The following is a 22682-nucleotide window of genomic DNA, read 5'->3' on the forward strand; positions in this document are numbered from 1 at the left end:
GCACAGCCCATTGCGTCCGTATCCCAGAGTTCGCCTTATCCACGAATTTCTCTCCGCAGGGCGTTCAGGAACCTTTGTCGGTCGAGGGCAGGCAATGCGTCGGCGATCCGGTCGACAATGGGGCGCAGTTCTGCCATCTGCACGTAAAGCGAGGCGGCAATTGTCACACCACGGCCAGAGCCGATCAGAACAGGCAGCTCCCCTTCCAGCAGGCCGCCATTTTGCGTCAGCTGTTCTGGTGAAAAGGCGAGTAGTCCGATCCGGATACGGTAGAGGATCATGGCCAGATCGGTTGGCGCCAGCGCCAAAGAGTGCCGGAGCATCTGGTCCACAGCAGCAAGATCACCCGCGGCCAGTTGCTCGACCGCCAAAACGGCATGTATCTCCGCCAGTTCCAGCCCCGATGCCTGCGCATGATGCGCCTGGATCGCACAATTGTCGGTAATTGCCTGTCTGACTTCTGCGGCTTGAAAGGACAATCCCTGCGAAGAAAGAAGAAACAGACAGCTCGACAGCAACCGGCGTTGGTGACGGCTTCCCGAGGATATCGGCAACGCAACAGGAGGATCCGTCCAGAATAGGATAGAGGACGCCCTCTCGTCGGGACCGACAAAGGCTGCCGAAAGCTCACGTGATGCAAGGCCGGCACTCACGGCGCCGAGCGTCACCAGAATAACCATGGCTGCGATGGAAATAATTGCCGTAAATAGTTTCATTAAGGCACTGTAAACTTTATTATATTCATGATTAAAGCTTTTTATAATGGCTCTTGAGTGAGACTGATCTAACTTTTACTACCAAAATGCAACTGATTGTCGACCTGAAGCGACAAAATGTGGGAGCAGCCAGATGGAGCCGGTAGCGGGAATTGGGGCAGGCTTTGCGCAAGCGATACTTGGTCTCGCAGACTTGCTGAAAGGAACCTCCGCCCCGGGCATGGTTGCGCTTACTCTTTTTGTGGCGACAGGTGGGATGATGCTGATAGCCCATATCCGGTTTTTGCGGGCCTGCTCCTATCCCAAAGACCTTACCCTCGTGCTGAAAACAAAGCAGCGTTCCATCACGCGCGCACTGGTGACGGGCCTTCATATACCACTGCCAAAGCGAAATTACGGGCCAGTCTCCGCACGTCAGATGCGGGTTTGGACAGCTTTTTGCGACGAATTGTTGTACACATCAGATGCATCAGGGCGCGCAGCCAGCCCCATCGATCCAGCATTCGCGCTGTCGCGCGAGGCGCTTGGTCTGCGCCTTGGCATCTGGCGCATTGTGCCAGCGACACTGGTCGGCATTGGCCTGGTTTTGACCTTTCTTGGCCTGATCGCCGCATTGCGAGAGGCGGGCGTTTCCATCACCGCATCGGGAACTGATCCCGATATGGTCAAACAGGCACTGTCCGACCTTTTAACGATCGCGAGCGCGAAATTCATCATGTCGCTCGCAGGGCTCACCGGGTCGATTGTGTTCGGCGTTTTCCTGAAGTTCTGGGAGGTGCGGCTCGAAACAATCGCCACCGCGCTCTCTGACGAGGTGCGAAGCCGGTTGGATGTCGTGACACCAGAACGCGCCTTGCAGCAGCTGCTTGCGTCGTCCCACCGCCTGGAGGGGCTGCTCAAGGCTGCGAAGCTCTAATGTTTCAGCGCCGCGTCATCAATGATCACGACGAGGAAGAGAGCATCTTCATCTCGATGACGGATTTGACCGTTTCGATGATGCTTTTACTTGTCATCCTGCTTGGCTTTTTTGCGTCTCAATTCCGTGACGCAAACCTTCTCGAACAAGCCGAGCAACGATCCGAGGAAGTGCGCGCCCTGCAAGTGGTTGCGGCGCAAACAGAGCGCGACATGCGCGCTTTGACGCAATTCGTGACAACGCTGGAAGCCGCGTTGCTGACATCTCAAGCAGAAGGCATTGCCTTGAAAGAAGACCTGCGGACAGCGGCACTTGCCAGCGCAGAACAGGCAGAGCTGTTTTCTGCACAGCTGGGGGCAAAGCAAGCTGAGAACGTAGCGCTGCGATCCGAGAGTGCGGCGTTGGAGCAGAGAGCCGCTAGTCTTGAGGCTGAGCGTGATCGCGCGACGGCCGCACTTGAACAAGCGACAGCAGCGTTTGAAGAAGGCTTGACGATTGCCCTCTCAGATGCGGCAGAACTTGAGGCCAGATTGCAAAGAGCTGAGGCTCTGCTTGCCGCAGAACGCGCGCGGGCTTTTGCGCTTGAAGATGATCTTGAAAGTGCCACCGAGGCTTTGTCTGCGCAGCAGACAGACAGTCTCGCTTCGCAAGAGCAGCGCCTTGCGAATGCGGCGCTTGAAAGGCAGGTGATCGCACAGACAGCGAAGGTTGTGGCATTGCAGTCAGAACTGCAGTCATTGGAGACCTTGCTAAGCGCCGTCATGCAAAGCACGACGTCACTTTTGGGCAATAGAGCGCCAAAGCGACCGACAGCACTGGCTCCTTAACAAAGCGGCGCCACGCTTCAATCCCACCTGTCGTGCGTCCGATCAAGACAGTGCAGTCCGAGCTCGCGGCTGGCGTAAAGACATGTCGCGGGTCACCGGACATATCGTATGTTGCATCAAAGGACTCAAAGGCTCGATTCGGCCCCGGTCAATCAAATTTGTCCCATTATGGAACATTATGTGGCGCATATCGTTAGTTATATCTAAGGTTTAAAGCATCGCGCCGCCCACCATGAGACCCAAAATGGAAAATTTGAACATTACGGTGCTTCTCTATATAGTTCGAGAACTAGGGACCATGTGGCGGAAGTTATGACAAACGGCTTGATGCGCTTAGCGGATCTGAGACAGCTTCTATTGGATATGGAGCGTGATTTTGGGCTCGATGACCTGCCGGAGCAAGAGACCCGCCTGCTCTATGCCATGGCTATGCAGACCCGCGAGAAATCAGAGGTTTCGTTGGTTGAACTGCAGGAGCATCCTTTGACGGCTGACATATCGCGCAGTACCTTTTTCCGTGCACTCAAGCATCTTGCACAGCGTGGTTACATCGAGAAAACCGGCCTTGAAAAACGCGCAGGCTACAAGCTTTTGAAGTAGCGGCCCTTCTTGTAACGAGCTCGGCGATAGGCGACACGGGATGCCTCGCGACCATGTGAAAGCGTGCAGAGGCGGCTCCGCGCTATTAACGCAAGACTATCACAATTGCTCCGGGAGACCTGCCGCCCTCCACCATGGCCCCCCTCTTGCAGGCCTTCCGTGACGCGCTGGGCCGGGCTTTCAGACCTCGCGCCTGTGTGCCGCGATCTATGCTAACGATCCTGGCGACGGGCCGAGATAGATGATGCTGCATGCGCAACTTCACAGCAAAATTGACATTGGGCGACAGTCATGATGCGCAAGATGGCGGTTGCGGGTCACACCATGCGCCATAAGGACGATCCACCAAAACACAGCGTCACTTTTCCGCATCATGCTGAACCTGTGCTGAACCAAATAGCGACCACAAATAACACCCGACACAAAAAGCGGCCAATAGTCTGATTTTTTGTGGTTATATGGCGCACCCGACAGGATTCGAACCTGTGGCCTCTGCCTTCGGAGGGCAGCGCTCTATCCAGCTGAGCTACGGGTGCAATAGGCGTTCTATAGCGGCCCCGCTGCGGGGTCGCAATGCAAAAACATCAGCTGAACAGATCGTGGCACAGTTCCAGCGCGTCGATCAGCACATCGACTTCTTCGACCGTGTTATAGACCCCGAATGACGCGCGGCAGGTCGCGGGCACGCCGATATGATCCATCAGCGGCATCGCGCAATGCGAGCCTGCGCGCACGGCCACGCCTTTCTTGTCCAGCACGGTGGAAATGTCATGCGCATGCGCCGCCCCGTCCAATGTGAACGAAAAGATCGCGCCCTTGGTGTCCGACGTGCCCTGCACCTGCACCCAATTCAGCCCGTCCAGCCGGTCGCGGGCATAATTGCGCAAAAGCCGTTCATGTTCGGCGATATTGGCCATGCCCAGCCCGGTCATGTAATCCAGCGCCACCCCCAGCCCGATCATCTGCACGATGCCGGGTGTGCCGGCCTCGAACATCATCGGGGGATCGTTCCAGGTCACCGCATCGCGCGATACATCGCGGATCATGTCACCGCCGCCCAGAAAGGGGCGCATTTCGGCCATCCGTTCCTTGCGCACATAGATCGCGCCCGACCCCGAAGGACCATAAAGCTTATGCCCGGTGATCGCATAGAAATCGCAGCCCAAAGCCTGCACATCGACGGGCATATGCACGGCGGCCTGTGATCCATCCACCAGCACCGGCACGCCTTTGGCCTGCGCGGCCGCCGTGATCTTGGCGATATCCACCACCGTGCCCAAAACATTGGACATATGGGTGATCGCGACCAGCTTGGTTTTCGGGCCGATGGCGTCGATCACCTTTTGCGGGTCCAGATCGCCGCGTGTATCGACATCGACCCATTTGATCACCACGCCTTGGCGTTCGCGCAGGAAATGCCACGGCACGATATTGGCGTGATGTTCCATGATCGACAGCACGATTTCATCGCCTGCCTCCATCCGCGGCATGGCCCAGCCATAGGCGACCATATTGATCCCCTCGGTGGTGCCGGAATTCATGATGATCTCATCCTCGGACCCGGCATTGAGGAACCGTGCGATCGTGCCGCGCACGGCCTCGTATTTCTCGGTGGCGAGGTTGGACAGGTAATGCAGGCCCCGATGCACATTGGCATATTCATGGGCATAGGCCTGTGTGACCGCGTCTATCACCACCTGCGGTTTCTGCGCCGAGGCACCATTATCAAGATAAACCAATGGCTTGCCATTGACCTGCCGCGACAGGATGGGAAAATCGGCGCGTATTTTCGCGACATCTAGGGTCATATTTGACCTCCGGTTGGGGCGACGCCCAGGACTGTCAGAACGATCCCCGCGATCAGCGCAGTCCCGATCACGGCGAAAAGCAAGGTGCCAAAGGCTTTGCCCAGGCTGTCAAAGCGATGCATCACATTGACGAAATTCACCAGGCAGCGCAGCAGGATCGCCAGCGACACAAGCCCAAAGATAGAGGCGATCTGCGGGCTGATCACCACCAGCAGGACCTGCACGGCCTCGAGCGCGACACTGATTGACTGGAACATGACGATCACGGTCAGGCTGTCTTCGACACTGCCCTGCCCGCCCATCATCCGGCCGATATGATAGATCGTATAGACCAGCAGGAACAGAAAGATCGTGATGATCATCGCATAGCGGAACGGTGTCAGCACCATGCCCGGCTGCATCATCACCGGCATCGGCGAGGCGGCCTGCAACAGCGCCAGCATCAGCACATTCAGCACCGCCACCAGCGCCAGCGCGGTCCATAGATTGCCCAGCCCCAGCCGCCAATCCAGCACCTGCCTTGCGGCACCCGCAGGGTCGGTGATCGCCCCCCACAGGGCGCGCGTCGCAGATTGCATCGTGATATTCATGGTCTGCTTTCTGCTTCACGCATTGATTGCACCCAGATCACCGCAAAAGCGGCCAGCCAGAATGCGCCGACGATATTGGTTTCCAGCCCCGGCCCGATAAAGCCGCGCGTCATGCCATGCAACAGGATCGCGGGCGTGGTCGCCAGCATGGTCCAGAACAGGGCGATCCGCGCGCCATACATCGTGCCTTTGCCACCCAATAGCTTTGCCACAAGATGTGTGGCCCCGCCCAGAAAATACAAGAACAGCGGCCAGACCATCAACCAGGCCACGAATTCATAGGCCATCAGACGGTCCAATGCGGGCACCTCTGCACCGGGCGGCAGGTCAAACCCCGCCGCCATGCGCGACAGGCGCGGCCATTGCGCGACAAAGATCACGAAACAGGCGATCATCAGATAGGCAATCGCGCGATCCTCGCGCCGTCCTTGATCCAATATGCTGCGCATCACCGCACGCGGCGCGCGCCATGTCCGCACGATGTCGCTGGTGACCGGCATCAGGCCCGCCGTGCCAGCCAGCCTTCCAGCCGGGTCTGCAATTCCGCGGCCAGCGCCTGATCCTCGATTTCGGCCAAGGCTTCGGCCAGAAAGGACAGGGTCAGCAGGTTGCGCGCGACTTCCATCGGCACCCCGCGCGACCGCAGATAGAACAGCGCGGTTTCGTCAATGGCCCCGGTGGTGGACCCATGCGAACAGGCGACATCATCGGCATAGATTTCCAGTTCCGGCTTGGCCAGAAACTGGCTGTCATCATCCAGCAGCAAAGATTGGCTGATCTGGTAGCCATCGGTCTTTTGCGCGCCCTGTTTGACAAGGATCTTGCCCTGAAACACGCCCACGGCCCCGTTGCGCAACACTTTCTTGAACACCTGTCGGCTTTCACCGCGTAGCGCGTCATGGGTCACGAAAACCGTGTCATCATGGTGGAAATCATCCCCATCCCCGACACAAGCCCCCGCAACATGCGCCACCGCATCATCGCCCCGGATATCGATCACGCATTCATTGCGCGTCAGCACGCCGTTAAAGGTCAGCGTGAAGGATTTGAACACGGATTCCGCCGCCAGCTGCGCGAAACAATGCGTCACCGCACGGCGTTCATGGTCGTTGCCCTGCGCGCGGATATGATGAAACTGGCCCGCTGCGGCGATATCAACCTCCAGGCAGGTGGACAGGCGCGCGGCACCGGGGCCGGTTTCCAGCAAGGTCAGGCTGGCGCCCGCCTCGACCCGGATCACATGATGCAATGTCGCGTCGGATGTTTCCGATTGGTGCAGATAGACCAGATGCACCGGTTTGTGCACCGCGCCGGTCGCGCGGATCACGACACCATCGCTGGCAATCGCGGTATTCAGCGCGGCGAGCGGGCGGTCCACCGGCTGCTGGCCGCGGCTTTCCAGCGTGCCGTAAAGATCCTTGGCCCAATGGATATCGCGCTGCGTGACATCGGCCAGACGGTGGATCTCCACCCCCTCGCCCGCCAGATCGCTGGACGCAGCGGCATCAAAGACGCCATCCACAAAGACCAGCGTGATCCGGTCCACATCCGCAAAAAGCGGCGCTTCGCCATTGTCGAACAAGGCCGCAGGCGGCGTTTGTGCCGCGATCAAGGCGGCCGGGTCGGTATAGCGCCAATATTCATCCCGCCGCGTCGGCAGGCCCATGGCACTGACCCGCGCCAGCGCATCGCTGCGCGCCGCATTGGCCCAAGTCGCCCCCGCTGGCAGATTGATCCCCGCCAGCCGCGCCAAGGTCACATCCTGTTTCAGCTGCGCCAAAGCCATCAGGCCACCCCTGCCAGAATATCGGCATAGCCGTTGTTTTCGACCTCAAGCGCCAGTTCCGGCCCACCCGATTGGATGATCCGGCCATCGGCCATGATATGCACGACATCGGGTTTGATATGGTCCAGCAGGCGCTGGTAATGGGTGATCACCAGGAATGACCGCCCTTCAGAGCGCAGCGCGTTCACGCCATCCGCGACCAGTTTCATCGCATCGACATCAAGCCCGGAATCGGTTTCGTCCAGAATGCACATTTTCGGTTCCAGCATGGCCATCTGCAGGATTTCATTGCGCTTTTTCTCGCCGCCAGAAAATCCGACATTCACCGGGCGTTTCAGCATCTCGGCGTCGATCTTCAGATTCTTGGCCTTGGCGCGCACGACTTTAAGAAAATCACCCGCGCTCAATTCCTCCTCGCCACGCGCCTTGCGCTGCGCATTCACAGCCGTGCGCAAAAAGGTCATATTGCCGACGCCGGGAATTTCGACCGGATATTGAAAGGCCAGAAACAGGCCAGCGGCGGCGCGCTCTTCTGGTTCCATCTCCAGCAGATCGACATCTTCAAGCATGGCCGACCCGCCGGTGACGCTATAGCCATCCTTGCCGGACAGAACATAGGACAGGGTGGATTTGCCCGACCCGTTCGGCCCCATGATCGCATGGACAGTGCCCGGCGCGATCGACAGATCGACACCTTTCAGGATCTGCTTGTCTTCTTCTTCCAGCTTGACCTTCAGGCCCTTGATTTCCAACATTGTTCTTTCCTTTATTCCAGCGGCCTCAGCCGACCGATCCTTCAAGCGAAATCGCCACCAGCGCCTGCGCTTCCATCGCAAATTCCATCGGCAGGGCCTGCAACACTTCCTTGCAGAACCCGTTGACCACCAAAGCGACGGCCTCTTCCTCATCCATGCCGCGCGACCGGCAATAGAACAGCTGGTCATCATCCACCTTGGATGTCGTCGCCTCATGTTCGACGCGCGATGAATTATTCTTGACCTCGATATAAGGCACGGTATGCGCGCCGCATTTATCGCCGATCAACAGGCTGTCGCATTGGGTGTAATTGCGGCTGTTCTTGGCGCGCGGATGCATGGACACAAGGCCGCGATAGGTGTTCTGGGCGCGGCCCGCGCTGATCCCCTTGGACACGATCCGCGACTTGGTGTTCTTGCCCAGATGGACCATCTTGGTGCCGGTATCGGCCTGCTGCATGTTGTTGGCGATGGCGATGGAATAGAATTCCCCCTGGCTGTCGTCACCACGCAGGATGCAGCTGGGGTATTTCCAGGTCACGGCGGAGCCGGTCTCGACCTGGGTCCACATCACCTTGGCGCGATCCCCCCGGCAATCGGCGCGCTTGGTGACGAAATTGTAAATCCCGCCCTTGCCGTTCTCATCGCCGGGATACCAGTTTTGCACGGTGGAATATTTCACCTCTGCATCTTCCTCGATGATGATCTCGACCACGGCGGCATGCAATTGCGCGACATCGCGTTTGGGGGCGGTGCAGCCTTCGAGATAGGACACATAGCTACCCTTATCGGCGATGATCAGCGTGCGTTCGAACTGGCCGGTATTTTCGGCATTGATCCGGAAATAGGTGGACAATTCCATCGGACAGCGCACGCCGGGCGGCACATAGACAAACGACCCATCCGAAAAGACCGCCGAATTCAGCGTCGCATAATAATTATCCGATTGCGGCACGACCGAGCCAAGGTATTTCTTGACCAGCTCGGGGTGATCGCGGATCGCCTCGGAGATCGAGCAAAAGATCACGCCGGCCTTTTTCAGCTCTGCCTGAAAGGTGGTGCCGACGGACACACTGTCAAACACCGCATCCACGGCAACCTTGCGGCCTTCGGCGGGCATATCCTCGGCGCCTTCGACACCGGCCAAGATCGCCTGTTCTTTCAGCGGGATACCCAGCTTGGCATAGGTCGCCAGCAGCTTGGGATCGACCTCATCCAGCGATTTGGGCTTGACCGCCATGCTTTTGGGGCGGGCGTAATAATAGATATCCTGGAAATCGATCTTGGGATAATCCACCATCGCCCAGGTCGGCTCGGTCATTTTTTCCCAGCGGGTAAAGGCCTGCAAACGCCATTCGGTCATCCATGCGGGCTCTTCGTTCTTGGCCGAAATCAGGCGCACGATATCGGGGGTTACGCCTTTGGGGGCGTAATCCATCTCGATCTCGGTTTCCCAGCCGTATTTGTAATTCCCCGACAGGGCCGTGACCGCATCGACCGTGTCCTGATCGACGCCTTCTTTCACTTCGATCTTGTCCAAAGCTGTCATGTTCTTCCCCTTATGCCGCGCGCAGACGTGCGCGTTTTTCTGTCCAGGCCTGCGCGAAACGCAATACCTGATCTTGTGTTGTCTCCAGCCCGAGCGAGACCCGCAGCGCAGAGGCAGCAGCATCATCATCCAGACCCAGCGCGCGTAACACGCGGCTTTGCTTTACCTTGCCCGACGAACAGGCCGATCCCGCCGAAACGGCGAAACCCGCCAGATCCATCGCCATGACCTGCGTTTCGCCTTTCCAACCGGCTGTCACGAAACAGCTGGTATTGGGCAGACGTGGCAGGTCTTTCCCGACAAAAATAGTGTTCTTTCCGGCAGCCTCAATGGCCATTTCTAGAATATTTCTAAACTGGGCAATTTGTTCCCACCGCCCCGCCGCCAGATCGGCCTGTGCTGCGGCGGCCGCCGCCCCCATACCGGCGATCCCGATCACATTCTCGGTGCCCGACCGGCGGCCCATCTCTTGGCCGCCGCCTTTGATCTGGGCATGCAGCTCATGGCCGCGCGGGATGATCAAAGCGCCCACCCCTTTGGGTCCGCCAAATTTATGCGCCGACAAGATCACCATCTGCACCCCGGCCCAATCATAGGCAAAAGGCACCCGGCCAAAGCCTTGGGTAATATCGGACAGGGCCAGCCCTGCGGGCAGATCCTGCAAGATGCCGGTCTCGGAATTGGCCAGCTGTAGCGCGCTGCGCGCCGGATCATCCAGCTGCACGCGGCCCGCCACCACCGGCAGCACCGGATCAACCCAGGCATGGACCGCATCATGCTCGACCGGCGCCGCCTGCAACCCACGGCCCGCCAGCGCCAGCGCCGCAGCCTCTGTGGCGCCCGAGGTAAAGACGACATCAGCCGTCCCCGCGCCCACCGCTGCGGCGATCTGGGCACGGGCCTGTTCCACGATCGCCTTGGCGGCACGGCCCTCGGCATGGACACTGGACGGATTGCCCACAATATCCATCGCCGCCAGCATCGCCGCGCGCGCCTCGGGGCGCAGCGGCATTGTGGCATTATGATCCAGATAGATCCGCATCACATCTTCCGAGCCCAAATATCCCGGGGGAGCCCCGGATCACATCCGGGGCGGGGGCTGGCCCCCGAACTGCGCTCACTCCTCATCGACGATCTCGAACAAGGCGGGCACAGCCGGGCATGGCGCCAGCGAATTGCTGACCACATCCGACAATCGCGCCTGGTGCAAGAACACATAGACATGCGCGCTCAACCCTTCCCAGAGCCGGTTGGTCAGCGATTGCGCGCGGCTGCCCGAAGCCCCCCCGAGGCCCCCGCCCCCTTATGCATCGCCGAGACCGTTTCATCCACCGCCCCCAGGATCTCGACCACGCGAATATCCGAGGCCGGACGCGACAACCGATACCCGCCGCCCGGACCACGCACGGAATCAACCAGCCCCGCACGGCGCAGCTTGACGAATAATTGCTCCAGATAGGGCAAGGAAATATCCTGCCGCTTGGAAATCTCGGTCAGATTGACCAGCGCATCCGCGGGCTGCAAGGCCAGATCAGCCAGCGCCACCATCGCGTAACGGCCCTTTGTGCTTAACTTCATGCGGCCCACCCTGTCCAATCCAGCAAATACATTGACGGCGCACGGCTGCGTCATTACTTCACCGTTAGCCAGACATGGATCATACCATAGTTTAGAATCCTTCTAAGGTGACTGATAGTTTTCGTCAAGATTGCTGTCGCCACCCAACCAGCGACGGAACACCGCCATGCCCGAAGTCATTTTCCCCGGACCCGAAGGGCGCCTCGAAGGGCGCTACCATCCGCAAAAGGACCGGGACGCCCCGATTGCCATCGTGCTGCACCCGCATCCGCAATTCGGCGGCACGATGAATAACCGGGTGGTCTATAACCTGCATTATGCGTTCTATAATCTGGGCTTTACCGTGTTGCGGTTCAATTTCCGCGGCGTCGGGCGCAGCCAGGGCGAATATGACCAGGGCGTGGGCGAATTATCCGATGCGGCCTCGGCGCTCGATTACCTGCAATCCATGAATAATAACGCCAAACATTGCTGGGTCGCGGGCTTTTCCTTTGGGGCCTGGATCGGGATGCAATTGCTGATGCGGCGGCCCGAAATCACCGGTTTCATCTCGGTCAGCCCGCCGGCGAATATGTATGATTTCAGCTTCCTGGCCCCCTGCCCGGCCTCTGGGCTGGTGATCAACGGCAGCGGCGACCGCGTGGCCCCGCCGCAGGACACGGTCAATCTGGTCAACAAGCTGCATGAACAAAAAGGCATCACCATCACCCATGACGAGGTCGCGGGTGCCGGGCATTTCTTCGAGGATCCGCATATGGACCCGATGATCGACACGGTGAAAACCTATGTCCGGCGGCGGCTGACAGAAAACACGCGCTAGATCATGGCCCGCGCCACAGCCCATCAGATTGCACCAGTAGATATGGTGCCATCATGACCGACCGGATCGCGGCGCAATTGCGCTTTCTGACAGAGGCTTGCAAGCTCAAATCGGTGCAGCGCGCAACCACGCTCTGCGACGGGTCACGGCGCGAAAACAGCGGCGAGCATAGCTGGCATATCGCGCTTTATGCCTGGGTGCTGGGCGATCAGGCGCAGGCGGATGTCGATATCGACCGCGTGATCCGGATGTTGCTGATCCACGACCTGGTGGAAATCGACGCCGGCGACACACCGATCCACGCCGCACAAGACGCCGCCGCCCAGGCCAAGATCGAACAGATGGCCGCAACGCGGATCTTTGGCCTGCTGCCGCCAGATCAGGCGCAAAGCTTCCGCGCGCTCTGGGATGAATTCGAAGCCGCCGAAACCGCCGATGCAATCTTTGCCAAATCCATCGACCGGGTGCAGCCGGTCATCGCCAATCTCGAAACCGACGGCGGCACTTGGCCTGCCTATCACGTCACCGCCGCCCAACTCGAAGCCCGCGTCGGCACCAAGGTCGCGCGCGGCGCACCGGCGCTTTGGGCCGCGCTGAAACAGCGGATCGACGCCTGGTTCGCCGCAAGACCCCCCTCTTTCGAGTAAAAATATCCCGGGGTCCGGGGCTGGCCCCGGTCCGGCCGCGCAACAATTCGCCAAGGCCCCTATACAAACAGGGCCAGCAGGCGTAGGGCGCGTGCTTTAGACATGCCGAGAAAGCACCCGATTGATGACGACGATGATCCCGACCCTTGCTGCCGCCCTCTCCGCCCAAGGCTATACCGACCTCACACCCGTGCAGGTGGCCGTGACAGAGGCAGCGCTTGCCGATCAGGATCTGCTGGTCTCGGCACAGACCGGATCGGGCAAGACCGTGGGCTTCGGGCTGGCCATCGGGCCAAGCATCCTGCCCGAGGACGGCCTGTTCGGCCCCGCCGGGCGGCCTGTCGCCTTGGTCATCGCGCCGACACGCGAATTGGCCCTGCAGGTCAAACGCGAATTGCAATGGCTTTACGCAGGCACTGGTGCGACACTTGCCTCTTGCGTCGGCGGCATGGATTTCCGCGATGAAAAGCGCAGCCTGGAACGCGGCGCACAGATCGTCGTGGCCACGCCGGGGCGGTTGCGCGACCATATCATGCGCAGCACGATTGACCTGTCCGATATCAAGGCCGTCGTGCTGGATGAAGCCGATGAAATGCTTGATCTGGGCTTTCGCGAAGACCTCGAATTCATCCTCGACCAGGCCCCGCCCAGCCGCCGCACGCTGATGTTCTCGGCCACCGTGCCTGCGGCCATCGCGAAACTGGCGCAATCTTATCAAAAAGACGCCGTGCGCGTGGCCACCGCAACCAAGGAAAGCCAGCATTCGGATATCGAATACCGCGCCCTGACCGTCGCCAACCACGATATCGACGCGGCGATCATCAATGTGCTGCGGTTCTATGACGCCCCCAATGCGATTGTTTTCGCCAATACCCGCGCCATGGTCACGCGGCTGACCACACGTCTGGCCAATCGCGGCTTTGCCACGGTCGCGCTGTCAGGCGAGCTAAGCCAATCTGAACGCACCCATGCGCTGCAAGCGATGCGCGACGGGCGCGCGCGGGTCTGTGTGGCCACCGATGTGGCGGCGCGCGGGATCGATCTGCCCAATCTGGAACTGGTGATCCACGCCGAATTGCCGACCAATGCCGAAACCCTGCTGCACCGTTCGGGACGCACCGGCCGCGCCGGTCGCAAGGGCATTTCCGCGATGATCGTGCCTGCGAAAATGAAACGCCGCGCGCAGAACCTGCTGACCTGGGGCAAGCTGCAAGCCACTTGGGCGCTGCCCCCCACCGCCGATGAGGTCACCGCCCGCGACGAAGACCGGCTGCTGAATGACCCGGTCTGGTCCGAAAGCTTTACCGACAGCGAACAGGATTTCGCCGCGCGGCTGCTGGCGCAACATGCGCCCGAAAAGATCGCCGCGGCCTATCTGCGGCTTTACGCAGGCAAGCAATCCGCGCCCGAGGAATTGTCCGATTACAAAGACGGCCCCGCCACGGCGGACCGGGCGGACAAGGACCGCGCGCCGCGCGATCACAAATCCTTTGGCCCGTCCCGCTGGTTCCGCGTCGATGTGGGCCGCGAAGGCAAAGCCGAGGCGCGCTGGCTGCTCCCGATGATCTGCAAGGCCGGTGGCATCACCAAGACCGAAATCGGCGCGATCCGCATCCAGCCCAATGAAACTTTCGTCGAAATCTCGGAACCTGCCGTCGCCGGTTTCCTGGCCGCCATTGGCCCCGATATGGTGCTGGAAAATCAGGCGAAACTGACCAAGATGGATGGCGCACCGCAGATCGGTGAACGCGGCCCGCGCGCCACCAAGCGCGATTACGACAGCCCCAAACCCAAACGCCACGCGCCGCGCGGTCAGGATGCGCCACCGCCGTCGGCGCAGGCCGATGTGGCCCCGATCCAGCCGATCCCCGGTGCCGCCGATGATGATCAGGCCCGCAAACCGCGCCACAAACCCGGCCAGAAACCCGAACGCCGCGATCACGGCGATGCGCTGGTGCCTTACGGCGCCAAGCCTGCCTATAAGGGCAAATCGGACAAACCGCCCTATAAGGGCAAATCGGATAAACCGCCCTACAAAGGCAAATCCGAGGGTAAACCACCCTATAAGGGCAAATCCGAGGACAAGCCCGCATGGAAGGGCAAGACCGAGGGCAAACCCGCCTATAAAGGCAAATCCGAGGATAAAAAACCCGGTGGCTTCGCGCGTCCGGGCAAACCCTCTTTTGCCAAGTCCGGCGACAAGCCGCGCCCTTCGGCCAGCGATACATCCAAGCGCTTCACCCCGCCCGGCGGCGCTGGCAAACCGCGCAAACCGGCGGGCAAAGGCGGTGCCGCAGCCCCGAAACGCGGCAAGCCCTGACGTCACAAAATTGTCACGTCCGCACGGCGGCGGATCAGGCGGGCTGGTGCGACATACCGATCCGCCTGTAAAAGCAGGTATCGGCAGCAATTAAGGACCATGAAGATGGCCAGTTCCCAACCCGCCCAGACACAACAGCCCGCACAGATGGGCCAGATGTCGCAGGCCCCGTCACAGGCTTCATCGCAGATGACAGCCCAGATACCGGCAGCCCCGCGCAAACCGATCTTTACGGATTTCGCCAGCATCTAGCACCGCGATATCGCGCTGGATTTCGCGGCCCCGCGCGGTAAGATCGCGCCATGACCGCGCTTGAAACCATTCGCAATATCGGCCCCGCTTTTGGCGCATCATTGCGCCGCGCGGGGATCATGGATGCCCAAAGCCTGCGGGAAATCGGCGCGGATGCGGCCTATGCGCGGCTGCTGGAAAACGGCGAACGGGCGCATTTCATTCCCTATTATGTGCTGCATATGGCGCTGCAAGGCAGGCCCTGGAATGATTGCAAAGGCGCTGAAAAAGACGCGTTACGCGCCAAGTTTGACGCGCTCAAAGCGCGCCATTGCGACAGCGATCATGCAGAGATGGAAAAGATCCTGAACCGGATCGGCGTATTGCCGGCAAAAATAAAATCCTGAGATGCTCTATTCTTTTTGCACGATTTGATCCCGATCAAGAAAAGCCCTGCGCCAATCCGCTAATCTTGTGCTGACGTTATCCGCAGTCTTGTCCGCTGCATCAGCTCAGAGGCGAAAATGCATTCTATTCCCCTTGCCGCGACGGCTGCGATTGCCACGACATTTGCCGGAATTGCCCTGGCGGATGATGATTTGCGCGCGCAGGAATTACGCGAAGATGCGCAATATATGTTTGAACCAATCCCGCTATCGATGCCCGATATGCCAAACAATATCCTCAGCACGGACCGGATCGCCCTTGGCACCATGCTGTTTTTCGATCCGCGCATGTCCCGTTCGGGCGTGTTTTCCTGCCATTCATGCCATAATGTCGGCATCGGCGGGGCGGACGGGCTAGAGGTGTCCATCGGCCATGGCTGGCAAAAAGGCCCGCGCAATTCGCCGACCGTCTTTAATGCGGTCTTTAATATCGCGCAATTCTGGGATGGCCGCGCCGCCGATTTGGCCGAACAGGCCGAAGGCCCGGTGCAGGCCGGGGTCGAGATGAACAATACCCCCGACCGCGTGCTGGATACGCTGGCATCGATGCAAGGCTATGTCGATGCTTTTGCCACCGCCTTTCCGGGCGAGGACGATCCGATCACATTCCGCAATTTCGCGCTCGCCATCGAGGCATTCGAGGCCACGCTGACCACCCCCAATTCGCGTTTTGACCAATATCTGATGGGGGCCGATACGCTGGACGATCAGGAATTGCGCGGCCTGTCGGCATTCATGGATCAAGGCTGCGCCTCTTGCCATGCGGGGGTCAATATGGGCGGGCAGGAATATTACCCTTTCGGGCTGGTCGAACGCCCCGGCGCGGATGTGCTGCCCGCGGGCGATCGTGGCCGCTTTGCCGTGACGGCGACTGTGGCAGATGATTATGTGTTCCGCGCGGCCCCTTTGCGCAACATCGCGCTGACCGCGCCCTATTTCCATTCCGGCGTGGTCTGGTCACTGGAAGAGGCGGTCGCCGTCATGGGTGTATCCCAATTGGGCGCAGAGCTTGACGAAGCCGAAATCGCCGATATCGCGGCCTTCCTGCGGACCTTGACCGGGGAAATCCCGCAGGTCACGCATCCTGTCTTGCCGGTGCGCAGCGCGACGACACCCTTGCCCGAAGACATGTAACACGCTGCACAAACAAAAGGGCCGCCCCAATCAGGCGGCCCGTAGGGTGCGCTTCAGCGCACCGCGGCATGAAGGCGCGCCAAAGCGCCCCCCACCTGTTATCCGACGAGTTCGAGACCCGAGAAGAAGAAAGCGATTTCTTCGGCAGCGGTTTCAGGCGCATCCGACCCATGGACCGAGTTTTCGCCGATCGACAGCGCAAATTCCTTGCGGATCGTGCCGGGCGCGGCATCGGCGGGGTTGGTGGCCCCCATGACTTCGCGGTTTTTCGCAATCGCGTCTTCGCCTTCCAGCACCTGCACGACGATGGGTTCGGAAATCATGAATTCGCACAGCTCGCCAAAGAACGGCCGGTCCTTGTGGACGCCGTAGAACTGCTGCGCCTGCGCCAAGGTCAGGTGAATACGCTTGGATGCGACAATGCGCAGCCCGGCCTCTTCGAATTTGGCGACAATCGCGCCGGTCAGGTTGCGCTTGGTCGCATCGGGTTTGATAATCGAGAATGTGCGCTGGATCGCCATTTTTCAGGGTCTTTCATGGTTTGGGTTGAACTGCCCGCCCCCTAGCATGGGCATCAGGGCATGAAAAGGGCCGCATCCCCCGCGATAGATCATTTCCCCCGATTGACCCGGCCCCTGGGATCAGGCAAGGCAGCTGCATGTTGAAAATCTCCGATCTTACCTATTCCGTCGAAGGCCGCACCCTGGTCGAAAACGCGACTGTCACCATTCCCACCGGCCATAAGGTCGGGCTTGTGGGCCGCAACGGCTCTGGCAAGACCACCTTGTTCCGCATCATCCGCGGCGAAATGGTGCTGGATACCGGCAGCGTGACGATCCCGCGCGGCTGGAAGATCGGCGGCGTGTCCCAAGAGGTGCCGGGCAACGAGGTGTCCTTGATCGACACCGTGCTGCGCGCCGATCAGGAACGCGAGGCGCTGCTGGCCGAGGCTGAAACCGCCACCGACCCCGGCCGCATCGCCGAGGTGCAGACCCGGCTGGCCGATATCGACGCCTGGTCCGCCGAGGCCCGCGCCGCCACGATCCTCAAAGGTCTGGGGTTCACCCATGAAGAACAGCAAATGCCTTGTTCGGCCTTTTCGGGCGGTTGGCGGATGCGGGTGGCGCTGGCGGCCGTGCTATTCAGCGAACCTGATCTGCTTTTGCTGGACGAGCCGACAAACTATCTCGACCTCGAAGGCGCGCTCTGGCTCGAGGCGTATCTGGTCAAATATCCCCATACCGTGCTGATCGTCAGCCATGACCGCGAATTGTTGAACCGTTCCGTCGGCGGCATCCTGCATCTGGAAGACAAGGGGCTGATCTATTACACCGGCACCTATGACATGTTCGCCAAACAGCGCGCCGAAAAACGTGCGCTGATGGCCTCCGCCGCCAAGAAACAGGATGCCAAACGCGCGCATCTGCAAGCTTTCGTGGACCGGTTCAAGGCCAAGGCCTCCAAGGCCAAACAGGCCCAATCCCGCGTCAAGATGCTGGAAAAGATGGAAACCATCCGCGCGCCCGAAGATGCGGCGCGCACCGTGTTCACCTTTCCCGAACCCGAAGAATTGTCGCCCCCGATCATCGCCACCGAAGGTGCCGCCGTGGGATACGGCAACCACATCGTGCTGCATGATCTGAACCTGCGCATCGATCAGGACGACCGGATCGCCCTGCTGGGCCGCAACGGCGAAGGCAAATCGACGCTGTCGAAAATGCTCTCGGGGCGTCTCGATGTCGCGCGCGGCAAGATGATCACATCCAACAAGCTGCGCATCGGGTTTTTCGCCCAGCATCAGGTCGATGAACTTTACGTCGATGAAACGCCTTTGCAGCATCTGATGCGCGAACGCGCCAGCGAAGGCCAGGCCCGGTTGCGCGCGCGTCTGGCGGGGTTCGGCCTTGGCGCTGATCAGGCCGAAACCGAGGTCGGGCGCCTATCAGGCGGGCAAAAGGCGCGTCTGTCGCTGCTGCTGGCCACCCTGCCCGCGCCACATCTGCTGATCCTGGACGAGCCGACAAACCACCTTGATATCGAAAGCCGCGAAGCTTTGGTCGAGGCGCTGACCGCCTATTCGGGTGCGGTGATCCTTGTCAGCCACGATATGCATCTGCTGTCGATGGTCGCCGACCGGCTCTGGCTGGTCAAGGATGGCCATGTCACATCCTATGACGATGATCTGGAGGCCTATCGCCGCCTGCTGCTGACGCCGGACAAACCGGCCGAAAAGGACAAGCCCAAGGTCAAAACCGCGCCCAAACCCACGCGCGACGAAATCCTCGCCCTGCGCGCCGAGGTGCGCAAAAACGAAGACCGCGTCACCAAGATCAATGATATGCGCGACAAGCTGGCCAAGAAACTGGCCGATCCGATGCTCTATGAAGACGGCAAGGCAGGCGAGCTGGCCACCTGGAACAAGAAATACGCCGAAATCATGGACGGTCTGAACCGGGCCGAGACGATGTGGATGGCCAGCCTCGAAAAGCTTGAAAAAGCGCAAAACGCATGACCGAGCTGCCCGCCCTCATCGCCGCCTTCACGACGATGTTCATCATCATGGACCCGCCCGGCCTGGTGCCGGTCTTTATCGCCCTGACCCAAGGCATGAGCCCCCAACAACGCCGCGCCATTGCGCTGCGCGCCTGTCTGGTCGCGGGCCTGCTGATGATCCTGTTCTTGTTCGTGGGCGAGGCCGTGCTGGGCTTTATCGGTATTTCCATGGATGCCTTCCGCATCGCGGGCGGGATCTTGCTGTTTTTGACCGCGCTTGACATGCTGTTCCAGCGCCGCCAGGCGCGGCGCGCGGATAATGCCGCCGAAGGCCAGGCCGAACATCAAGATGACCCTTCGGTCTTTCCGCTGGCGATGCCGCTGATCATGGGGCCGGGGGCGATCACGACGATCATCCTGCTGGCGGGCAATGCAACCTCTGCCGTCGATTTCGGCGCGATTGCAGCCGTGCTGATGGCGGTGCTGCTGATCACCTTCCTGGCCTTTCTCGCGGCGCCCACGATCGAACGCGGCTTGGGCAAAACCGGGTTGAACATCGTCACGCGGCTGCTGGGCATGTTGCTGGCCGCGCTGGCGGTGCAATTCGTGCTTGATGGGCTGCGCGGCTTTGGCATCGGCGGCTGAGGCCCTATATAGGTCAGCATGACCACCGATCAGATCATGCAATTGACCTATCTTGTGCTGCTGGGCGCCGCAATCGGCGGCTCTGCCATCGTGGCGGGGCGTAACAACCTGGGCCGCATGGCGCAGCAGGCTGCGATCTGGGCGCTGATTTTCATCGGCGTGATCGGAGCTTACGGGCTTTGGGGCGATATCAGCCAGAATCTGAACCCGCGCCAGGCCACGATGGCCGACGGCCGCATCGTGATGCCGCGCGGCCAGGGCGGGCATTACCTGGTCGAGATCGCGGTCAACGGCACGCCGGTGCGCTTTGTTGTCGACACCGGCGCAAGCCAGGTAGTGCTGTCACAAAGCGACGCGCGCCGCATCGGCCTCGCCCCCGAAACGCTGCGCTATTCGGGCATGGCCGCGACCGCCAATGGCATGGTCCGCACCGCCCCCGTGACCTTGGACAGCATGACATTGGGCGGCGTGACAGACGGCCCGATCCAAGCCGTCGTCAACGGCGGCGAGATGGAGGAAAGCCTGCTGGGCATGACCTATCTGGGACTTTACCAGCGGATCGAGATTGCCAATGGCACAATGGTGCTGACAAGGTGATCTGGCCGCCAGCGCGCCCCGCGCCACAATGACCTGCCGATCCTGACGCGCGCTTTGGGCTAAAAAACTTTTCGGCCTCCGGCGGGGATATTTGGGCTCGGAAGATGGATGATGGTCCGCATCTTCTTTTTTCCAAAAATACTCAGCCTGCACCGGACTTGATCCGGGGGGGTGATCCCGGATCAAGTCCGGGAGAGGGGCAGCGCCCCTTTTCAGTCAGCGCTGCGTGCGTCACGTTCCGCTTTCTTGACCCAGCGCCCCTGCTCTTGCGCCCAATATTGCGCGGCGATCCCTGCATCGGTCAGGGTTTTCCACTGCAGTCTTGCCGCGGCCTTGGCGCTGTCATCGCTGTCGAACAGAATGCAGGCGCGCGCCAGCTGCCGCGCCTCCTCGGCGGTCACGGCGGCACCGCCCACGGCCATGACGCAGGCGAAACCCTCTGCCGGTCCATCGCCCAGCAGGATCGGCTGCGCGGCATCATGCGGCCCGCCGGCCAGCCCATGCGGCAGAAACCCCTCGACCGGGCCATGCCATAACGCCTCGTCGAGCTGCGCCAAAAGCGCGGCGTCGGTGCCGCGCACCAGCACCCGCCAGCCCTGCGCGCGCGCCTTGTCCAACAGCATGGGCAAGGTCACCTCGAGCGGCGCGCCTTGCAATTCATAGAAAAATACAGCGCCCATCTAATCCTCGTAATGATCCGCGATCAGCCGGTTCAGCGCCATCACGCCCCAGCCCGTCGCCCCCGCAGGGGCCAGCGCGGTTTCGGATGTCACATGCGCCACACCGGCGATATCCAGATGGCACCAGGGCATGTCGTCTTTGACAAAGCGTTGCAGGAATTGCGCCGCCGTGATCGCCCCGGCATTGCGCCCGCCCACGTTTTTCATATCCGCGATCCGGGATTTGATCAGCGCGTCATAGGGTTTGGCCAAGGGCATCCGCCAAGCGCCTTCGCCTTCGGCCTCGGCCGCTTGCAAGAACTGGCTGCAGAGCTTGTCATTATTGGAAAACAGCCCCGCCTTTTCATGCCCCAGCGCGACCAGGATCGCGCCGGTCAGCGTGGCCAGATCGATCATCCCGCTGGGGGTGAACCGGTCCTGCGTATACCATAGCAAATCGGCCAGCACCAAACGCCCCTCGGCATCGGTGTTGATGATCTCGACACTCTCGCCTTTCATCGAGCGCACCACATCGCCCGGCCGTGTCGCCGCACCAGAGGGCATATTCTCGACCAGCCCCACGACGCCCACGACATTGGCGCGGGCCTGGCGCAAAGCCAGCGTGCGCATGACACCGGCCACAACGCCTGCGCCGCCCATATCCATCGTCATTTCTTCCATGCCGGCGGCGGGTTTGATGCTGATCCCGCCGGTATCGAACACCACCCCCTTGCCGACCAGGGCGAAAGGCGCATCCCCTGCCTTGCCGCCGTTCCAGGACATCACCACCACCTTGGACGGGCTGTCGGACCCCTGCCCCACCGCCAGCAATGTGCGCATCCCGAGCCGGACCAGATCCGGCTCCTCCAGGATCTCGACCTGCAGCCCAAGTTCCTGCATCGCGGCCAGCCTTGCGGCGAAATCATCGGTGGTCAGCACATTGGCCGGTTCATTGGTCAGATCGCGGGTGAAAAACACGCCTTCGGCCAAAGCCGCCATCGGCGCTGCGATCTTGGCCAGGGCTTGGGGATCGGCCACCATGAAACAGATCTTGCCGGGGGTGGCTTTGTCGCCGGTCTTATGGGTGTCGAAATCATAGCCGCGCAGGGCCAGCCCCAGCGCGATATCACCCGCGCGCGGCGATGTGCCTGCCAGCACATGCAGATCCTGGCCGTTTTGCGCCTTGGCCAGCTCTGCGCCCGCCTTGCGCGCCTCGGCCTGGTTGGGGCGGCGCGGCAGTTTGACCACGCAAAGCGTCTCTGCCGCCAGCCCGGCGGGATAGCTGATCACCGCCAGATCGCCCGCTGCCATCTTGGCGAATCTCTCGCTGGCGACCAGCCTTTCCAGCGCCTTGCGGGTCAGGCTGTTCAGCTTGCGTCCGGCCGGATCCATACGCCCTTCCATATCCACGAAAACGGCAATCTTGCCCGTCAAAGTGGCGATCTGGTCAAGCGCTGTTTCGGCAAAGCGGATTTCTGCGGGGGTTGGCATGGTCTCTCCTGTCGGGTCAGTGGTCCTGAGCGATACCTAGCCCGCAGGCCCGCCGAAGGCCAGTTAGCTGTTCA

General features: G+C 60.6%; 23 protein-coding genes, 1 tRNA gene and 1 pseudogene. 12 read left to right on the forward strand and 13 right to left on the reverse strand.

Going from position 1 to position 22682, the window contains the following annotated elements; all coding sequences use genetic code 11:
• Nucleotides 1–35: 35 nt before the first annotated feature.
• Nucleotides 36–716: a hypothetical protein gene (locus tag LOKVESSMR4R_RS07915; protein WP_087207275.1), complete on the reverse strand. Its 681-nt coding sequence runs from the start codon at nt 714–716 to the stop codon at nt 36–38.
• A 133-nt stretch (nt 717–849) separates the two neighbouring features.
• Between LOKVESSMR4R_RS07915 and LOKVESSMR4R_RS20135 the strand changes: the two genes are divergently transcribed.
• From LOKVESSMR4R_RS20135 to LOKVESSMR4R_RS07930, 3 genes are all read left to right on the forward strand, one after another.
• Nucleotides 850–1632: a hypothetical protein gene (locus LOKVESSMR4R_RS20135; RefSeq protein WP_157898173.1), complete on the forward strand. Its 783-nt coding sequence runs from the start codon at nt 850–852 to the stop codon at nt 1630–1632.
• On the forward strand, nt 1632–2459 hold the full coding sequence (locus LOKVESSMR4R_RS07925; RefSeq protein ID WP_087207279.1) for a hypothetical protein: 828 nt from the start codon (nt 1632–1634) through the stop codon (nt 2457–2459). Before LOKVESSMR4R_RS20135 ends, LOKVESSMR4R_RS07925 begins: the two co-directional genes overlap by 1 nt.
• 312 nt (nt 2460–2771) lie before the next feature.
• On the forward strand, nt 2772–3059 hold the full coding sequence (locus tag LOKVESSMR4R_RS07930) for a MarR family transcriptional regulator (protein ID WP_087207281.1): 288 nt from the start codon (nt 2772–2774) through the stop codon (nt 3057–3059).
• Between the two features lie 459 nt (nt 3060–3518).
• Here LOKVESSMR4R_RS07930 and LOKVESSMR4R_RS07935 read toward each other — a convergent pair.
• The 9 genes and pseudogenes from LOKVESSMR4R_RS07935 to LOKVESSMR4R_RS07975 form a co-directional block, all read right to left on the reverse strand.
• Nucleotides 3519–3595: transfer RNA gene (locus LOKVESSMR4R_RS07935), tRNA-Arg, on the reverse strand.
• Nucleotides 3596–3643: 48 nt separating this feature from the next.
• A complete protein-coding gene (locus tag LOKVESSMR4R_RS07940) occupies nt 3644–4867 on the reverse strand; it encodes a cysteine desulfurase (RefSeq protein ID WP_087207282.1) in 1224 nt (407 codons plus the stop codon).
• Nucleotides 4864–5457, reverse strand: coding sequence for a Yip1 family protein (locus tag LOKVESSMR4R_RS07945; RefSeq protein ID WP_087207284.1), 594 nt, complete (start codon nt 5455–5457; stop codon nt 4864–4866). The genes LOKVESSMR4R_RS07940 and LOKVESSMR4R_RS07945 overlap by 4 nt, the downstream gene beginning before the upstream one ends.
• Nucleotides 5454–5957, reverse strand: coding sequence for a hypothetical protein (locus LOKVESSMR4R_RS07950; protein WP_087207286.1), 504 nt, complete (start codon nt 5955–5957; stop codon nt 5454–5456). Before LOKVESSMR4R_RS07950 ends, LOKVESSMR4R_RS07945 begins: the two co-directional genes overlap by 4 nt.
• Nucleotides 5957–7243: a SufB/SufD family protein gene (locus tag LOKVESSMR4R_RS07955; RefSeq protein WP_087207288.1), complete on the reverse strand. Its 1287-nt coding sequence runs from the start codon at nt 7241–7243 to the stop codon at nt 5957–5959. The genes LOKVESSMR4R_RS07950 and LOKVESSMR4R_RS07955 overlap by 1 nt, the downstream gene beginning before the upstream one ends.
• On the reverse strand, nt 7243–7998 hold the full coding sequence (sufC, locus tag LOKVESSMR4R_RS07960) for a Fe-S cluster assembly ATPase SufC (RefSeq protein WP_087207290.1): 756 nt from the start codon (nt 7996–7998) through the stop codon (nt 7243–7245). The genes LOKVESSMR4R_RS07955 and sufC overlap by 1 nt, the downstream gene beginning before the upstream one ends.
• Before the next feature lie 25 nt (nt 7999–8023).
• The gene (sufB, locus tag LOKVESSMR4R_RS07965; protein WP_087207292.1) at nt 8024–9547 is read right to left on the reverse strand and encodes a Fe-S cluster assembly protein SufB; all 1524 of its coding nucleotides are present in this window, start codon (nt 9545–9547) and stop codon (nt 8024–8026) included.
• A 10-nt stretch (nt 9548–9557) separates the two neighbouring features.
• On the reverse strand, nt 9558–10589 hold the full coding sequence (locus LOKVESSMR4R_RS07970) for a cysteine desulfurase family protein (RefSeq protein ID WP_087212846.1): 1032 nt from the start codon (nt 10587–10589) through the stop codon (nt 9558–9560).
• A gap of 75 nt (nt 10590–10664) precedes the next feature.
• Nucleotides 10665–11125: pseudogene (locus LOKVESSMR4R_RS07975) on the reverse strand (Rrf2 family transcriptional regulator).
• Nucleotides 11126–11291: 166 nt separating this feature from the next.
• Here LOKVESSMR4R_RS07975 and LOKVESSMR4R_RS07980 point away from each other — a divergent pair.
• The 6 genes from LOKVESSMR4R_RS07980 to LOKVESSMR4R_RS08005 all read left to right on the forward strand — a co-directional run bounded on the left by LOKVESSMR4R_RS07980 (nt 11292) and on the right by LOKVESSMR4R_RS08005 (nt 16723).
• Entirely contained in the window at nt 11292–11945 is a 654-nt protein-coding gene (locus LOKVESSMR4R_RS07980; RefSeq protein WP_087207294.1) for an alpha/beta hydrolase, read from the forward strand.
• Between the two features lie 53 nt (nt 11946–11998).
• Nucleotides 11999–12592, forward strand: coding sequence for an HD domain-containing protein (locus LOKVESSMR4R_RS07985; protein ID WP_087207295.1), 594 nt, complete (start codon nt 11999–12001; stop codon nt 12590–12592).
• 133 nt (nt 12593–12725) lie between these two features.
• A complete protein-coding gene (locus LOKVESSMR4R_RS07990) occupies nt 12726–14912 on the forward strand; it encodes a DEAD/DEAH box helicase (protein WP_087212849.1) in 2187 nt (728 codons plus the stop codon).
• A 105-nt stretch (nt 14913–15017) separates the two neighbouring features.
• Complete coding sequence (locus tag LOKVESSMR4R_RS20140; protein ID WP_157898174.1) at nt 15018–15164, forward strand: hypothetical protein; 147 nt, start codon at nt 15018–15020, stop codon at nt 15162–15164.
• Between the two features lie 50 nt (nt 15165–15214).
• Complete coding sequence (locus tag LOKVESSMR4R_RS08000) at nt 15215–15550, forward strand: TfoX/Sxy family DNA transformation protein (protein WP_087207301.1); 336 nt, start codon at nt 15215–15217, stop codon at nt 15548–15550.
• 117 nt (nt 15551–15667) lie between these two features.
• Complete coding sequence (locus LOKVESSMR4R_RS08005) at nt 15668–16723, forward strand: cytochrome-c peroxidase (protein WP_087207304.1); 1056 nt, start codon at nt 15668–15670, stop codon at nt 16721–16723.
• Nucleotides 16724–16821: 98 nt separating this feature from the next.
• Here the strand turns inward: LOKVESSMR4R_RS08005 and ndk are convergent, their stop codons facing one another.
• Nucleotides 16822–17244 (reverse strand): nucleoside-diphosphate kinase, encoded by a 423-nt coding sequence (gene ndk, locus LOKVESSMR4R_RS08010; protein WP_007204997.1) that lies wholly within the window; start codon nt 17242–17244, stop codon nt 16822–16824.
• A 137-nt stretch (nt 17245–17381) separates the two neighbouring features.
• On the opposite strand from ndk, the gene LOKVESSMR4R_RS08015 reads away from it, so the two are divergent.
• The 3 genes from LOKVESSMR4R_RS08015 to LOKVESSMR4R_RS08025 are packed head-to-tail and all read left to right on the forward strand — an operon-like array spanning nt 17382 to nt 20458.
• A complete protein-coding gene (locus LOKVESSMR4R_RS08015) occupies nt 17382–19235 on the forward strand; it encodes an ABC-F family ATP-binding cassette domain-containing protein (protein ID WP_087207306.1) in 1854 nt (617 codons plus the stop codon).
• Nucleotides 19232–19861 (forward strand): MarC family protein, encoded by a 630-nt coding sequence (locus LOKVESSMR4R_RS08020; protein ID WP_087207308.1) that lies wholly within the window; start codon nt 19232–19234, stop codon nt 19859–19861. The genes LOKVESSMR4R_RS08015 and LOKVESSMR4R_RS08020 overlap by 4 nt, the downstream gene beginning before the upstream one ends.
• Nucleotides 19862–19879: 18 nt before the next feature.
• On the forward strand, nt 19880–20458 hold the full coding sequence (locus tag LOKVESSMR4R_RS08025) for a retropepsin-like aspartic protease family protein (protein ID WP_087207310.1): 579 nt from the start codon (nt 19880–19882) through the stop codon (nt 20456–20458).
• 212 nt (nt 20459–20670) lie between these two features.
• On the opposite strand, the gene LOKVESSMR4R_RS08030 is transcribed toward LOKVESSMR4R_RS08025, so the two are convergent.
• Both LOKVESSMR4R_RS08030 and LOKVESSMR4R_RS08035 read right to left on the reverse strand, forming a co-directional pair.
• On the reverse strand, nt 20671–21138 hold the full coding sequence (locus tag LOKVESSMR4R_RS08030) for a DNA polymerase III subunit chi (RefSeq protein ID WP_087207312.1): 468 nt from the start codon (nt 21136–21138) through the stop codon (nt 20671–20673).
• On the reverse strand, nt 21139–22608 hold the full coding sequence (locus tag LOKVESSMR4R_RS08035; RefSeq protein ID WP_087207314.1) for a leucyl aminopeptidase: 1470 nt from the start codon (nt 22606–22608) through the stop codon (nt 21139–21141).
• Between the last annotated feature and the right edge of the window lie 74 nt (nt 22609–22682).

This window comes from Yoonia vestfoldensis, from assembly GCF_002158905.1.
Classification (GTDB): domain Bacteria; phylum Pseudomonadota; class Alphaproteobacteria; order Rhodobacterales; family Rhodobacteraceae; genus Yoonia; species Yoonia vestfoldensis_B.

What these genes read in the sequence shown, in the direction of transcription:
- LOKVESSMR4R_RS07915 (WP_087207275.1), bottom strand. Translation starts at nt 716, where the DNA reads ATGAAACTATTTACGGCAATTATTTCCATCGCAGCCATGGTTATTCTG.
- LOKVESSMR4R_RS20135 (WP_157898173.1), top strand. Translation starts at nt 850, where the DNA reads ATGGAGCCGGTAGCGGGAATTGGGGCAGGCTTTGCGCAAGCGATACTT.
- LOKVESSMR4R_RS07925 (WP_087207279.1), top strand. Translation starts at nt 1,632, where the DNA reads ATGTTTCAGCGCCGCGTCATCAATGATCACGACGAGGAAGAGAGCATC.
- LOKVESSMR4R_RS07930 (WP_087207281.1), top strand. Translation starts at nt 2,772, where the DNA reads ATGACAAACGGCTTGATGCGCTTAGCGGATCTGAGACAGCTTCTATTG.
- LOKVESSMR4R_RS07940 (WP_087207282.1), bottom strand. Translation starts at nt 4,867, where the DNA reads ATGACCCTAGATGTCGCGAAAATACGCGCCGATTTTCCCATCCTGTCG.
- LOKVESSMR4R_RS07945 (WP_087207284.1), bottom strand. Translation starts at nt 5,457, where the DNA reads ATGAATATCACGATGCAATCTGCGACGCGCGCCCTGTGGGGGGCGATC.
- LOKVESSMR4R_RS07950 (WP_087207286.1), bottom strand. Translation starts at nt 5,957, where the DNA reads ATGCCGGTCACCAGCGACATCGTGCGGACATGGCGCGCGCCGCGTGCG.
- LOKVESSMR4R_RS07955 (WP_087207288.1), bottom strand. Translation starts at nt 7,243, where the DNA reads ATGGCTTTGGCGCAGCTGAAACAGGATGTGACCTTGGCGCGGCTGGCG.
- sufC (WP_087207290.1), bottom strand. Translation starts at nt 7,998, where the DNA reads ATGTTGGAAATCAAGGGCCTGAAGGTCAAGCTGGAAGAAGAAGACAAG.
- sufB (WP_087207292.1), bottom strand. Translation starts at nt 9,547, where the DNA reads ATGACAGCTTTGGACAAGATCGAAGTGAAAGAAGGCGTCGATCAGGAC.
- LOKVESSMR4R_RS07970 (WP_087212846.1), bottom strand. Translation starts at nt 10,589, where the DNA reads ATGCGGATCTATCTGGATCATAATGCCACAATGCCGCTGCGCCCCGAG.
- LOKVESSMR4R_RS07980 (WP_087207294.1), top strand. Translation starts at nt 11,292, where the DNA reads ATGCCCGAAGTCATTTTCCCCGGACCCGAAGGGCGCCTCGAAGGGCGC.
- LOKVESSMR4R_RS07985 (WP_087207295.1), top strand. Translation starts at nt 11,999, where the DNA reads ATGACCGACCGGATCGCGGCGCAATTGCGCTTTCTGACAGAGGCTTGC.
- LOKVESSMR4R_RS07990 (WP_087212849.1), top strand. Translation starts at nt 12,726, where the DNA reads ATGATCCCGACCCTTGCTGCCGCCCTCTCCGCCCAAGGCTATACCGAC.
- LOKVESSMR4R_RS20140 (WP_157898174.1), top strand. Translation starts at nt 15,018, where the DNA reads ATGGCCAGTTCCCAACCCGCCCAGACACAACAGCCCGCACAGATGGGC.
- LOKVESSMR4R_RS08000 (WP_087207301.1), top strand. Translation starts at nt 15,215, where the DNA reads ATGACCGCGCTTGAAACCATTCGCAATATCGGCCCCGCTTTTGGCGCA.
- LOKVESSMR4R_RS08005 (WP_087207304.1), top strand. Translation starts at nt 15,668, where the DNA reads ATGCATTCTATTCCCCTTGCCGCGACGGCTGCGATTGCCACGACATTT.
- ndk (WP_007204997.1), bottom strand. Translation starts at nt 17,244, where the DNA reads ATGGCGATCCAGCGCACATTCTCGATTATCAAACCCGATGCGACCAAG.
- LOKVESSMR4R_RS08015 (WP_087207306.1), top strand. Translation starts at nt 17,382, where the DNA reads ATGTTGAAAATCTCCGATCTTACCTATTCCGTCGAAGGCCGCACCCTG.
- LOKVESSMR4R_RS08020 (WP_087207308.1), top strand. Translation starts at nt 19,232, where the DNA reads ATGACCGAGCTGCCCGCCCTCATCGCCGCCTTCACGACGATGTTCATC.
- LOKVESSMR4R_RS08025 (WP_087207310.1), top strand. Translation starts at nt 19,880, where the DNA reads ATGACCACCGATCAGATCATGCAATTGACCTATCTTGTGCTGCTGGGC.
- LOKVESSMR4R_RS08030 (WP_087207312.1), bottom strand. Translation starts at nt 21,138, where the DNA reads ATGGGCGCTGTATTTTTCTATGAATTGCAAGGCGCGCCGCTCGAGGTG.
- LOKVESSMR4R_RS08035 (WP_087207314.1), bottom strand. Translation starts at nt 22,608, where the DNA reads ATGCCAACCCCCGCAGAAATCCGCTTTGCCGAAACAGCGCTTGACCAG.